Raw genomic sequence first — 13,468 nt, 5'->3', positions numbered from 1 at the left:
AATGTTTTTTTTTCTATTCATTTATTTCTACATTTGGAACGTAACATAAAAAAATAATAACCAAATTTTCCTTATGTCAAAGTTTACATTGCCGATTCCTGCTAAGAAAAGAAGGTGGTTTATCATTCTGGTAATCTTCCTAGCGATAGTATTCAATTACTATGACCGGCAGATTGTATCCATCCTAAAGCCTATGCTGAAAGATGAATTTGATTTAGGAGACGATGGTTATGCATTAGTGATCAATGTCTTTACAGTATTCTATGCATTAATGTATCCGGTTTCTGGATGGTTGGTAGATAGATTCGGTGAGCGAAAGGTTATGCTGGTAGGGATTTTAGGATGGTCGGTAGCTTGTTTGGGAGGAGGATTCTCCAGGACATTTGGATCGTTTCTATTTTTTCGGGGGATGTTGGGAGCAGCAGAACCTACAAATTTTCCAGCACAATTAAAAGTGATTACAGTCTGGTTTTCGGGGAAGTTGAGAGCAACAGCGAATAGCCTCTGTGTAGCAGGAAGTTCAATAGGGGCCATTATTGCTCCGCCTTTAGTAGCATGGCTAGCTATGCGTTATAATTTTCATACGGTATTTATTGTAGCAGGGATTGTAGGATTAATCATTGCATTATTATGGTTTTTGATCTATACCGAACCGCCTGCTGAAATTCGTAAAGAAGCATTAAACGAAGGGGGGGCTGCTGATTCTGAGCATTCCTTTACTTGGGGGCAATTGTGGAGCAGAAAGTCATTATGGGGGATTTTATTGATTCGTTTTGTCAGCGATCCGGTTTGGTATTTCTGCCTGTTTTGGTTACCGGGATATCTACAGGAGGAGAGCGGATTGACATTGGCTCAAATTGGTATGTTTGGATGGATCCCGTTCTTGGTTGCCGATCTTGGAGCAATAGGTACATCGGCATGGTCTGATAAGATGGTAAGAAACGGTAAGGAACCTTTGTTGGCAAGAAAGATTATGCTGAGTAGCATTGCTGTTTTGGCGCCATTATGTTGTTTGACAGCCTATGTTTCTAATCCTTATCTGACCATATTGATTTTTTCTTTGGTAGCAGTAGCATGTCTAAGTTGGTTATTTACAATTTCAGTTGTCATAGCGGAAGCATTTCCTGTAAAGAATGTTGCCTCTGTATTAGGGATTGCAGGTGGTTTTGGAGCATTAGGAGCGGTATTGTTCAATTATTTTGTTGGACAGATGATGGGTTCATTAGGTGCTGGAACCATTTTTATTGCGATGGCCTTTATGCATCCGATAGCTGTATTGATTCTGTGGACGATGGTAAAGAAGGAAAAGCCGAACGGGGCATTGATGGTAGAAAATAATTAAAAGTAAAATTTTATAAAATATTAATTGTTATGGGAGAAGTTAAGACCATTTTGGAGCCCGCAAGAGAAACTCCAGTACGTATGGAAGTCGATGTATTAGTAGTCGGTGGAGGACCTGCAGGAATTATTGCAGCGCAGGCGGCGGCTTCTGACGGTTTGAAGGTTGCCTTAATTGACAATCGAAGCTTTGTAGGTGGAAACATGACTATTGGGTTGCCCATCTTAGGCTTTTTAGGTCAAAAGGGAAATCAGATTATTAAGGGGCTACCTCAAAAATTTATTGAAAGACTGAAAGAGGTCGATGCAGCTTCAGAACATCGTCCTTGTCCATTACATATGAGTTTGACTTTGGTTGAACCTGAGGCTGTAAAAAATGTTGGCTTAAAGGTGTTGGAAGAGTCCGGCGTAAAGGTTCTGTTGTATGTGTTTTCTGCAGGAGTAGTGATGGAAGGGGATGAATTAAAAGGGGTCATCATAGAAAGTAAATCGGGTAGAGAGGTGATATTGGCGAAAACCGTTATTGACTGTACCGGAGATGCTGACGTTGCTTTTAAAGCGGGAGTTGAATGTGAACAAGGAAATGAAGTTGGGGGAGCACAACCACCGACCTTGATGTTCTGTATGGCGGGTGTTGATACAGAAAAATTAAGGATGTCTATTGCAGAGGAGCCAAGGACCTATTTGACGGATTTTATTCCGGCGGAATATTTCGGTCAGAATAATCAGTTCATCGTGGTAGGTCTTCGCAGCGTTATGGAAAAAGCACGTGCAGCAGGATACCACCTTCCTGTAGAAAGAACGATTTTAATCACGGGCTTGCGCGAAGGAGAGGTTTGGGTTAATATGTCGAGAATTAATGGGGTTGATGGTACGAATCCGGAAAGCTTGACCTTTGGTGAAATTGAAGGTCGAAAACAGGTTGAAGAGATACAGCGCTACCTACAAGAATATGTTCCTGGATTTGAGGAATCACATTTTACGAAAATGGCTCCATTCTTGGGGATCCGTGAAACTCGTCGCATAGTAGGAGATTATGTGATGACAGCAGATGATATTTTGACCTGTCGTCGTTTTGAGGATGCGGTAGCAGTAGCGAGCTATCCATTGGATATCCACCATCCAGAAGGAGGAGGCTGTACCTTGACTTGGTGTGGGGATAGCTATGATATTCCATACCGTTCATTGGTTCCAAAGAAAATAAAGAACTTATTGGTTGCAGGACGTTCGATTTCCACAACACATGAAGCGATGTCTGCTATTCGAGTTATGGCACCATGTATGGCGATGGGTGAAGCAGCTGGACGCGCGGCAAAATTAGCTGTTCGTCATGGTGTTACTCCAGCGGAGGTGAACGTTGAAGAATTAAGAACAGAGTTGATCAATGCTGGAGCCTATTTAGGTGAAGGATTAGAGGCAACAGTTTAATAGAAACAGAGATGAAACAACCTGTAAAATCCAACCGTCGCGAGTTTTTTAAGAAAGCAGGACTTATCACGGCAATCCCTTTATTGGGTAAATTAGATTTACATGCCGGAGAATCAATCGTTGGTACTTCAGATTTAAATGTATTGACCTGCAATATCCGTGTGGATTTAGAGGAAGATGCTGCAAAAGGATTAGGTTGGGCAAGTAGACGCGAGGCATGTTTAGCTGTTATTAAAAAACAGAAGGCAGATATAATTGGGTTTCAGGAAGTTTTAAGAGGACAGTTTCTTGACCTTAAGGCAAATCTTTCGGATTACTTTGCTTTTGGATTTGATGGACCGGAAATGGATCAATTCAAGGAAGGCTATCATGGCATTGCCAAAAACCCGATCCTATTTTCTAAGAAACGGTTTGAATTGTTAACAGCTGGAACTTACTGGCTTTCGGAAACTCCATTAAAACCGGCTAGCCTCTCATGGGGATCAGCCAGAGCTAGGAATGCTGTATGGGTAAGGTTATTGGATAAGAAAACCAATAGGGAACTTCGATTGACCAATCTTCATTTGGATCATGTGAGTAATGAAGCTAAGGAAGGGCAAATCAAGGTCGTGTTAGATGAAGCATCCCCGTATCAATCGGATTTTCCTCAGATCTTAACGGGAGATTTCAATGTAGGCATGGATTCGAAAGTTTATCAAGATGTGATTTCTGCAGGTTGGCAGGATTCCTATGTTCAGGTTAATGGAAATGAGAAACCTGAAGGGACTACTCACGGCTTTAAAGGCGAAGATCCTAACCGCAAAAAATCCAAAAAGATTGATTTTATATTCGTAAAAGGTCCATTAAAAGGGATAGAAATGAAAATAATAAAAGATACTTTGAATGGCGTATTACCAAGTGACCACTATTTTGTGAGTGCTCAATTAAGATATAGCTAGAAATTGTTTTAATAAAAAAGAACAGCAAATGGTCTGTTCTTTTTTTTGCACCAATAGGTTTAATTATGTTTTATTTTGTTTATTTTTAATGAAATACTATTTAATAAATCAATAATAACCTTAAATAAAAACAATGACACAAAGTAATTTAATGGATAGGATCGGTATCCCATCAAATTTGAAATGGGGCTACCTGGGGATTCTTCTCTTTATGATGGGTGACGGGGTGGAACAGGGCTGGCTGAGTCCATACTTGACCGAACATGGTATGAGTATAGAACAGTCTGCGCTACTCTTTACGGTTTATGGGATCACCATTGCCATATCATCTTGGTTTTCGGGAGTTCTTGCAGAAAGTTATGGTCCTCGCAAGTCCATGTTTATGGGCTTGTTGCTTTACCTGATTGGGACAGTAGGATTTATCTCAATGGGAATGGCGAAGTTGGATTACAATGCGATGCTGTTATTTTATGCAATTCGAGGTTTTGGCTATCCATTATTTGCCTATTCATTTATGGTTTGGATAAACTACCGAAGCCCTAAATATATGTTGGGGAGAGCAGTGGGCTGGTTCTGGTTTGTATTTACAGGCGGGCTGAACGTTTTAGGGGCATATTATTCAAGTTGGGCTTTGGAGCGATATGGCTATGAGAACACGTTGTGGTCTTCGATTTTATGGGTGCTAATTGGAGCCTTCTTCGCCTTGGTATTGAACCGGGATAAGTTTGAGACCAAAGCATCTCAAGGTCCGAAAGGTAAGGAATTATTGAATGGGCTGACGATTGTTCAAAAGGAGCCAAAGGTATTGATAGGTGGAATCGTTCGTGTGATCAATACGACGGCACAATTTGCTTTTCCGGTATTCTTACCTATGTATATGGCCGAGCATGGTTTTGACACCAAGGAATGGTTACAGATCTGGGGAACAATTTTCACTAGTAATATAGCCTTCAACTTAATCTTTGGTTTTGTTGGAGATCGATTAGGCTGGCAGCGCACCATTATGTGGTTTGGTGGTGTGGGCTGTGCCATAACAACGGTATTGTTTTATTACTCGCCGATCTGGTTCAATGGGGCATATTGGGCAGTAATGGCAGCAGGAATAGCTTGGGGAGGGCTATTGGCCGGATATGTTCCTTTGTCAGCATTAGTACCATCCTTGGTAAAAGAAGACAAAGGGGCAGCCATGGCTATCTTGAATCTTGGGGCAGGATTGCCTGTTTTTGTAGGACCAGCATTAGTGGGTCTATTGATTGGTACAATTGGAAGCGAAGGGGTGATTTGGGTATTGGCAGGCTTATACCTAGTGAGTGCTGTACTAACAAAATTCATTACGATTCCAGAAGAAATGAAGGAGTCTCAAGCCGAATTAAATACAGTTTAGTAATTAAATAAAGAAAAAAGAATAAACAACCTATGAAAGTATTGTTAACAGCACCTTATGAGAATGAAAAAGCTTTGAATGAGTTGAAGGGGCTTTTTGATGAGGTAATTTATCGTTCATGGAAACCCCATGGGCGTGCATATAATCCGACGGAAATTTCAGCATTGCTTAAAGAAACTGGGGCAGACGCCTTAATTTCGGAGCATGATGAAATCACCGAAGAGGTATTACGTTCAAATCCGGATTTAAAATTTGTGGGTATCTGCCGTGGAACACCATCAAACATTGATTTGAATGTGGCTACTGAATTAGGCATCCCGGTATTTAATACACCTGCACGAAATGCACAAGCGGTTGCAGAGATGTTTATCGCCAATGTCATTACATTGATGCGTAACACAATACCTGCCATCAATTGGTTAGAAGGTAAAAACTGGGGCGAAGGGGCACATACCTCTTACCTAGAATTTAAAGGAAATGAATTAGCAGGAAAGAAGGTGGGGATGGTTGGATTTGGTGCTGTAGGTCAGCATATCGCAAGGATGCTGAAGAACTTTCCAAGTGAAATTTATTATTTCGATCCATACTATGTAGATCCAAACCCGGACTTTAAGAAAGTTGAATTGGAGGAATTGTTCTCCACCTGCGATGTAGTCGGCATCCACCTTCCGGTAACGCCGGAAACAAAAGGAATGATTGATAAAAAATATCTTTCATTGTTGAATAAAGATGCGATTTTTGTTAATACAGCAAGAGCTACCGTTGTTAATCGTGAGGATTTATTAGAAACAATTGAAAGTGGTCAGATCCGTGGTGCGGTATTGGATGTATTCTACAATGAGCCACCAGACGAGATTGACTATAAGATGATTTTAAATAAGAATGTGATTGCCACACCGCATATTGCGGGAGCAACCCATGAAGTAGAAGATCATCATGCTTTCATTATGAACAATAACATTCGGGAATTTTTCCATAATGGAAATAAATCGATCAAACAACTGGTAAATAAAGCTGTCCTAGAAAAAACATCAATTAGCTAATCATGGCAAAGAAAAAAGCTTATTTAATCGTCGATATCGGTACTGGAAATGCACGTGTTGCTGTTTGTGGTATCGATGGAGAAATTTTGAGTATTAAAAGAGAAAATGTTCATTATGAAACTGATCCTCAGTATGAAGATTCTATCTTTTTCAATCCAGAGGAACTGTGGGGTCAGATATTAAGGCTTTCTAAAGAGGCATTACAAGAATCTGGTGATATTCAGATTAATGCAGTCACAGCAACCAGTCAAAGAGAGGGGATTGTAATCACGGATAAAGATGGTAAATCTTTGTTGGGGATGCCTAACATTGATCATCGTGGACGTAAGTGGGAGGTTGATCTAAAAGATAAGGATTTGGTTTACAACCTTTCCGGCCGTTATCCTACATCGCTATTTTCAGCTTTTAAATTAGTCGGTGTACGAGAAGTTTATCCTGAGCTTTTTGCAAGGGTATCCTGCTTTATGAGCATTAGTGATTGGATTCAATTTCAATTCTCAGGGATCGAAGGGTATGAACATTCTCAAGCTTCTGAAACATTATTATACGATGTTGAACATAAATCATGGTCTGCAGCTTTGTTGGATCAATTCGGTTTATCTGCCGATATATTACCAGAACTAAAAGATGCGGCAACAGTCTTAGGCCCAATAAAATCTGAGGTTGGAGAAGAATTAGGAATAAGTTCTACGGCTTTGATCGTAGTTGGGGGCGGAGATACGCAATTGGCAATCCGAAGCATGGAGCCCTCTGCCAATGATGTAGTGATTGTTTCCGGTACGACTACTCCGATCATAAAAATTGTGGATAGCTATGAAAAAGATAGCGAGCAACGTACTTGGACCAGCCGGCACATCGATGCCGATAATTTTATTCTGGAAGCGAATGCAGGTGTTACAGGACTGAATTACCAACGTTTGAAGGAAATTTTCTATCCAAACGAAGGCTATGATATTATTGAAAAAGAATTAGAGGATGCAACCTATTCGCAGTGTGTGGCTTCGTTGGGTTCCCTCATAGCAGACGAAGAAGAACCCTTGACCAAGGGAGGTTTTATCTTCAATGCACCGGTGTCCCATCAGTTAACTCGCGGGAGTTTTGTTTTCGCGATACTTTGGGATATAGCCTGCAGTATTTATGAGAACTATAAGTTCTTATGTGCGGTATCTCCACATCAAGAATCCTATATATGGGCTTGTGGAGGAGGAGTGGAGAGCCGCAAACTGCGTCAATTCATAGCAAACTTATTTGGCAAGAGCATCAAGATTAGGGATACATTCCGTCAGGCTTCGGTCTTGGGTGGTGTATTTATTTGTAATGATGCACTAGGCGTAAAAAATGAGAGTCCGGAATTATTGGAGGAGATTCATCCACAGAATCATGAAGAGTTTGAAAAGCTATACCAAGAGTGGAAGAATGCTCGTAAAACATTTAAACAGGTAGGTCAATAGATGAGCACATATTTTTTTGGACTCGATGTCGGAACGCAAGGAGCGAGGGTGGTCTTGGTTGACGAGAAGGGAACATTGATTGCATCTGACTCGCGTAAATTCCAGTTAAGCGATAGGTTTCGGGAGGAACAATCGCCATTAATTTGGTGGCAGGATTGCGATGAAATGATATTCTCATTAATCCAAAACCTTCCTGAATCCATAAATAAAGCCGATATAAAGTCGATTTCAGTGACTTCAACATCAGGGACGGTTATACCGCTAGATTCCAATAATAAGCCTTTGCATGATGCAATTATGTACAGCGACCCTAGATCATCTGACCAAGGGAAGCGCATTAAAGCAATTGCAGAAAGAAATATACGACACGGATATACAGGGTTCAATGCTTCGAGTGGTATTTCCAAGATGCTTTGGTATATAGAAACCTATACTGAAAAGGTCAAGGATATTTCTTTATGGATCCATGCATCGGACTTTTTAGTAGGAAAGTTATCTGGAAATTACCATACAACTGACTACACCAATGTTTTAAAGTCGGCTTTTGATTTAGAGAAATTGGAATGGCCAAGTTTTGTAAGTGATGAAATTGGAATCAAAGAAAGTTGGCTACAGAACGTTGTTCCTTCAGGAACTGTTGTTGCGACCTTATTGCCACATCTATCGCAAAAATGGGGGCTTGGAGAAATTTCTGTTGTTGTAGGGATGACAGATGGATGTGCCACACAAATGGCATCCGGTGCTGTAAAACCAGGAACATGGAATACGACGATAGGAACGACCTTAGTTATAAAAGGAGTTACGAAGAACAATGTTATCGACCCATTGGGAAGATTATACAGCCACCGCCATCCGGAAGGGTATTGGATGCCGGGCGGAGCAAGTAATACCGGTGCGGACTGGATTTCAATGGAATTTTCGGAAGGGCTGGAGCAGCTAAATGCGGAGGCAGAAACATTGGTTCCTACCCATGAGTTGGCTTGGCCGTTATGGCAGGACGGCGAGCGTTATCCTATTATGGCGCCTCAAGCTAGGGGTTTTGCTCCGGAAGGACTAAGCCGGACGAAGTTGTTTACAGCAAACCTAGAAGGTGTAGCTTTTATAGAAAAACTGGCATACGATATTATAGAAGAGCTTTCATCGGAGAAAGTGGAGGCGGTATATTCCGCCGGTGGAGGAAGCAATTCAGATATCTGGTTAAAAATTAGAGCTTCAGTATTGAATGTTCCAATTTACAAATGCAAAGAAGCTAGTGGGGCATTTGGAGCCGCGATTATGGCTGCCTCCAATACCTTTTATTCTTCATTGATTGAAGCCTCGGAAAAGATGACCGCAATTGAAAAGATGGTATTGCCAGATCCTGAATTAGTTGGCGCCTATAAAAAGCAATACGAGGATTTTAAACAGAAATTGAAAGATTTAAACTACCTATAGATGATTACAATCTGTCTATTAAGACATGGAGAAACTGCGTTTAATGCAGATGGAAATAAATATTGTGGACGAACGGATATCCCATTAACAGAAAACGGGATTTCGCAGGCCAAAAGAATGAATGAATTATTAAAGGAATATTCATTTGACCATATTTTTTGCTCACCATTACAACGTGCAAAAACTACAGCTGAAATTGCTTCAGGCAGACCTGAAAAGGTTCAGGTTGATGAACGCTTGATTGAAGTTGACTTTGGACAGTGGGAGGGAAAGCGTTCTGAAGATTTTATTGCTGAGGATCCTAATTCTTGGTACAACTGGCTGTCGGATCCGGAAGGATTTGAAGCGGGCAGAACAGGTGAAAATGCAAAACAGGTTATCAATAGGCTGGAGAGTTTCTATAATGAACTGATGGAAAAATATGATGGTCAAACCATTTTGGTTGTTGGGCATAATGGTGTTAATCGACTATTTATGTCACAGCAATTGGGTATGCCATTGAAAAATTATCGAAAAATTGTGCAGGAAAACTCGGCCTTAACGTTGATAACCTTAGATAAACATAAAGGTTTCAATTTGTTAAAGTTGAATGCTTAATTTTAGGACTTCAAATTAATTCCGATGAAGAAAACGATTATTGCTTTATTCACATGTCTTGCTGTAATTCAAACAGCTCCTTCCTTTTCACAAAATCTGCATAAGCTAAATTTTAAAACGGTGGAGGAAATGTATGACTATTTCAAATATGCACCTGGAAAGAAAGTAATTTCTGGTCATCGAGGGACGATTGAAGAACAGATGCCTGAAAATTCTATAGCTGCTATGGAAGCGGTTTTAAAGCATAGCCCAGCAATTTTTGAAATTGATCCTCGATTAACAAAAGATGCTGTGCCAGTTATGGTTCATGATGCAACCCTGGAAAGGACAACGACAGGATCTGGAAAGGTGGCTGATTTTACATGGAAAGAACTTCAGCAATTAAAGTTGAAAGACCATAAAGGCAATCCTACGAAGTATAAGATCAATACCCTTGAAGAAATGATTTTGTGGGCAAAGGGAAAGACCATCTTGAATTTAGATAAGAAGGATCTTCCGATGGAGATGACGGCGGAGATTATTAGAAAGCATAATGCTTATGCCTGGGTATGGGTGACAGTTCATAATGTTGAACAAGCAAAATTCTACCTAGACAAAAATCCTAAGCAATATCTTTCCATGCATATCCGTAACAAGGAAGATTTAGATGCATTCAAAGCCTCGGGATTACCTTTCGACCGGATGATCGTCTACATAGGTCCGGAGATCAAGCCGGCAAATCAGGAGATGTATCAGTTCTTTCGTGAAAAAGGGGTGATGTGCATGATTTCTTCAGCACCTACCTATGATAAATTGTCAAGTGTTGAAGAAAGAGCTGAAAAATACAGAGCAGTATTTGAAGACGGGGCTGCTGTGTTGGAATCAGACCTGCCAATTGAGGTAAGTAAGGCCATAAAATAAATTCAGGAAGATAAATTTATAAAGGAAGCTAATTTTGGCTTCCTTTTTTGTTTATAGCTATTTGAAGTATTAGGATATGCGGTAAAATACATTAGTTAAGTAGTTGATATTCAGTATTTATATATTTTTTGAAACTTAAAAAATTATTTGCTTTTATGTTTATATTCGTTTACTGATTATTAACACATGAGAAAATCAATTTTATTAACAGCCATGTTGCTGCTGATGTTGCTATCGGCATTAATGGCTCAACCCTCGATAAAAATAACTAAGGCAGAGATTCCTGCATGGTTAAGGACAATTTCTCAAAAACCTCAGCAAATTAATTTGGATGAGATCAGTCTAGGATATTATTTTGAGCTTATAGAGAATCAATATCATCTAGGAAACCAAACCCATTATGCCAATTCAATAAAAGTTCTAAGCGATGACTCCGGGGCTGAAAATGCTGGTCAGGTGAGCATAGATTTTGATCCGCTATTTCAACGTGTTGTTATTCATAGGTTACAAGTAGAAAGGGACGGAAAGATTCAGGACAGATTGGATTTATCAAAATTTAAGACTGTTGCGGTTGAGACTGATCTATCCCGATTAATCTATAATGGTCAATATTCTTCATTCACCGTTTTAGATGATTTAAGAAAAGGGGATAAGATTATATTTTCCTATTCGATCATTGGATTTAATCCTGTGTTTGAAGGGAAGTTTTCAAATCTTTACTATTTAGAAGGATCTGAACCCAATGGGCTAGTGCATTTAGTATATGTTGTTCCAAATGGAAGAAAACTGAATATCAAGCCGCACAATGGGGCAAAGGCGAATAAGCATCTTGTGAAAGATGGTTTGGACTATTTATACTGGGAGGAACCAACAGAGGGCTCATCAACTTCGGATGAATATTATATTCCTTATTGGTATGATAAAACAGCATATATACAAGCATCTGAATTTTCATCATGGCGACAGGTTGCAGATTGGGCAAAACGGGTTAATCCTATTTCTGAGATCAAAGCTGGCAGTGCCTTGGATAATCAAATTCAGCAATTTTGGGCTGAATCAAAGCAGGATACTACAGCGTATTTTGAAAAATGTCTGAATTTCGTGCAGAATTCAATCCGTTATATGGGGATTGAGATGGGTGAAAATTCCCATCGTGCACATGCACCTGAGAAAGTGTTTAATCAACGTTACGGCGACTGTAAGGATAAGTCACTGCTTTTGGCCTCTATGTTGGCCAGAAAGGACATAAAATCATCGTTAATCCTTGCCAATACTTATCAAGATAAGGAGTTGGATAAATCTCTGCCAAGTCCATATTCTTTTAACCATATGGTGATCGCTGCGGTGATCAAGGGAAAGTTGAAAGCTGTCGATCCAACCATCACGAATCAAGGGGCTGATGTAATGGACCGTTATTTTCCGTATTATGGAAAAGTTCTATTCCTGGAAAATGGTTCAAAATTAAGTGAAGTAACAAAACCCGTATCAAGTCATGGTTATTTTGTAACTGTTGAAGATGTTTTCCAATTATTACCCGAAGGAAAAGCAAACTTAAAGGTTACTACAACATATTTTGATCATGAGGCGGATCGGATGAGAACCTATTTTAAAGAAACGGCAAAGAATCAGATCCAAAATGAGTATGAAGACTATTATAAACAACTATATAAGAAGGCAAAGCACTTAACACCCATATCATTCACGGATGATTTGAAAAACAATGTTTTCATCATTAAGGAAGAATATTTACTTGATAAATATGTCGTTGATGAGGAAAAGCGTGGTGCCCCAGCTTATATGAAATTTATTTATGATCGAATTCCAGCAGTAGAGGAAGATCGGGTTTCGCCAATCTCTGTCGAATATCCTTTGAACATCAATTACCTTGTAAAAATCATCAATAGAGATAAACAAAATGTTGGTTCTTTGGAACATGATGAAGATGTCATCGAACGAGATTCTTATTGGTATTCGAGATTTTTAAAAACATCGAAAGATACATTGATTATTTCCACGACTTTTCGTTTTAATGATTCATATATTCCTGCAGAACAAGTTCAGGATTATATTACTGATTATAAGAAAATAAGCGCTGCATTGAACTTTTATCCCTATTTAAATGATAATGATCAAATAGAGTTGGAGAATTTTAATATCAATGAATTGGATTTTAGTCCTTACGCTTTTTTAGCATTTATGGTCTTAAGTGGATTATTCAGTTGGTTCTTATTTAAACATTATATCAAATCCAGACCTGGAAATTTAATAAGTGTTGAACCTGCGAGGCCTTTTAGTGAAATTACTGGTATTTTATGGATATTGGGCATTGGTCTTTCGCTTGGGAATCTGATGATTTTTGGTGTTTTTTTCACAAGTGAATCCCCTTTAAATGCAAAGCAATGGCAAATAATTGATGGCTTAAGCAATGATAAAGCAAATAGTATACTTTATTTTATGTACCTAAGTTGGTGGCTATTGATTTCCGTATTTTCTTGTGTTTCAACTTTGTTTTTAACGATTCTATTTTGGAAATGTCGTGATATATTCCCTCAAACTTATGTTATTATTCAAGGTATATCTATTATAACCATTTTATTTACAAACTTTTTTCTTTATTTATTAAACTCATCGGAATTTAGCATTTCTACAAATTTAGCGCCAAGAGATCTTTGGACAATCTTGATCGGCATACTATGGTGTATCTATCTGTATAAATCAGATCGTGTAAAACGGACCTTTGTAGTGCCTTACAATTTTGATGATATTGTTGTAGAAGAGGAAAATCAGATTGAAGAAGAAAATAACCTTAAGGAACAAAAAGATGATAGCCTAGATAATCCTGAGGGATTTAAATCCTTATCTGAAGGAAACGGAATTTAAGCCAATCAATTAATACGATAAACAAAAAGAAAAAGGAAAGGTATCACCCTTTCCTTTTTCTTATGTCTACTGTCT

At 39.1% G+C, this 13,468-nt stretch carries 10 protein-coding genes; all 10 read left to right on the top strand.

Translation table 11 applies throughout. The features are described from left to right. The first annotated feature begins 73 nt into the window (after positions 1-73). Positions 74-1,342 carry an MFS transporter gene (locus E0Y80_RS16065; RefSeq protein ID WP_156308695.1) on the top strand — a complete coding sequence of 423 codons (1,269 nt, stop codon included), beginning with the start codon at positions 74-76 and terminating at the stop codon, positions 1,340-1,342. A 29-nt stretch (positions 1,343-1,371) separates the two neighbouring features. Continuing rightward, positions 1,372-2,766, top strand: coding sequence for an FAD-dependent oxidoreductase (locus E0Y80_RS16060; RefSeq protein ID WP_156308694.1), 1,395 nt, complete (start codon positions 1,372-1,374; stop codon positions 2,764-2,766). A gap of 11 nt (positions 2,767-2,777) precedes the next feature. Continuing rightward, positions 2,778-3,704, top strand: coding sequence for an endonuclease/exonuclease/phosphatase family protein (locus tag E0Y80_RS16055; RefSeq protein ID WP_156308693.1), 927 nt, complete (start codon positions 2,778-2,780; stop codon positions 3,702-3,704). Positions 3,705-3,837: 133 nt separating this feature from the next. Beyond that, complete coding sequence (locus E0Y80_RS16050) at positions 3,838-5,088, top strand: MFS transporter (RefSeq protein WP_156308692.1); 1,251 nt, start codon at positions 3,838-3,840, stop codon at positions 5,086-5,088. Between the two features lie 32 nt (positions 5,089-5,120). Continuing rightward, the gene (locus E0Y80_RS16045; protein WP_156308691.1) at positions 5,121-6,131 is read left to right on the top strand and encodes an NAD(P)-dependent oxidoreductase; all 1,011 of its coding nucleotides are present in this window, start codon (positions 5,121-5,123) and stop codon (positions 6,129-6,131) included. 2 nt (positions 6,132-6,133) lie between these two features. After that, on the top strand, positions 6,134-7,582 hold the full coding sequence (locus E0Y80_RS16040) for an FGGY-family carbohydrate kinase (protein WP_156308690.1): 1,449 nt from the start codon (positions 6,134-6,136) through the stop codon (positions 7,580-7,582). Then, complete coding sequence (locus E0Y80_RS16035; RefSeq protein ID WP_156308689.1) at positions 7,583-9,016, top strand: FGGY-family carbohydrate kinase; 1,434 nt, start codon at positions 7,583-7,585, stop codon at positions 9,014-9,016. Next, entirely contained in the window at positions 9,017-9,613 is a 597-nt protein-coding gene (locus E0Y80_RS16030; RefSeq protein WP_156308688.1) for a histidine phosphatase family protein, read from the top strand. A gap of 24 nt (positions 9,614-9,637) precedes the next feature. Continuing rightward, entirely contained in the window at positions 9,638-10,513 is an 876-nt protein-coding gene (locus tag E0Y80_RS16025; RefSeq protein WP_156308687.1) for a glycerophosphodiester phosphodiesterase family protein, read from the top strand. Between the two features lie 186 nt (positions 10,514-10,699). Next, on the top strand, positions 10,700-13,393 hold the full coding sequence (locus tag E0Y80_RS16020) for a DUF3857 domain-containing protein (protein WP_156308686.1): 2,694 nt from the start codon (positions 10,700-10,702) through the stop codon (positions 13,391-13,393). Positions 13,394-13,468: the final 75 nt, after the last annotated feature.

The sequence above is a fragment of the Sphingobacterium endophyticum genome, from assembly GCF_009733535.1.
Lineage (GTDB): Bacteria > Bacteroidota > Bacteroidia > Sphingobacteriales > Sphingobacteriaceae > Sphingobacterium > Sphingobacterium endophyticum.
The sequence above is the reverse complement of the archived record's forward strand: the minus strand, read 5'-3'. Positions and strand labels throughout refer to the sequence as shown.

Excerpts from the sequence above, each read along its gene's own strand:
- E0Y80_RS16040 (WP_156308690.1), top strand. The coding sequence starts at position 6,134 with ATGGCAAAGAAAAAAGCTTATTTAATCGTCGATATCGGTACTGGAAAT.
- E0Y80_RS16035 (WP_156308689.1), top strand. The coding sequence starts at position 7,583 with ATGAGCACATATTTTTTTGGACTCGATGTCGGAACGCAAGGAGCGAGG.
- E0Y80_RS16065 (WP_156308695.1), top strand. The coding sequence starts at position 74 with ATGTCAAAGTTTACATTGCCGATTCCTGCTAAGAAAAGAAGGTGGTTT.
- E0Y80_RS16045 (WP_156308691.1), top strand. The coding sequence starts at position 5,121 with ATGAAAGTATTGTTAACAGCACCTTATGAGAATGAAAAAGCTTTGAAT.
- E0Y80_RS16060 (WP_156308694.1), top strand. The coding sequence starts at position 1,372 with ATGGGAGAAGTTAAGACCATTTTGGAGCCCGCAAGAGAAACTCCAGTA.
- E0Y80_RS16055 (WP_156308693.1), top strand. The coding sequence starts at position 2,778 with ATGAAACAACCTGTAAAATCCAACCGTCGCGAGTTTTTTAAGAAAGCA.
- E0Y80_RS16020 (WP_156308686.1), top strand. The coding sequence starts at position 10,700 with ATGAGAAAATCAATTTTATTAACAGCCATGTTGCTGCTGATGTTGCTA.
- E0Y80_RS16030 (WP_156308688.1), top strand. The coding sequence starts at position 9,017 with ATGATTACAATCTGTCTATTAAGACATGGAGAAACTGCGTTTAATGCA.
- E0Y80_RS16025 (WP_156308687.1), top strand. The coding sequence starts at position 9,638 with ATGAAGAAAACGATTATTGCTTTATTCACATGTCTTGCTGTAATTCAA.
- E0Y80_RS16050 (WP_156308692.1), top strand. The coding sequence starts at position 3,838 with ATGACACAAAGTAATTTAATGGATAGGATCGGTATCCCATCAAATTTG.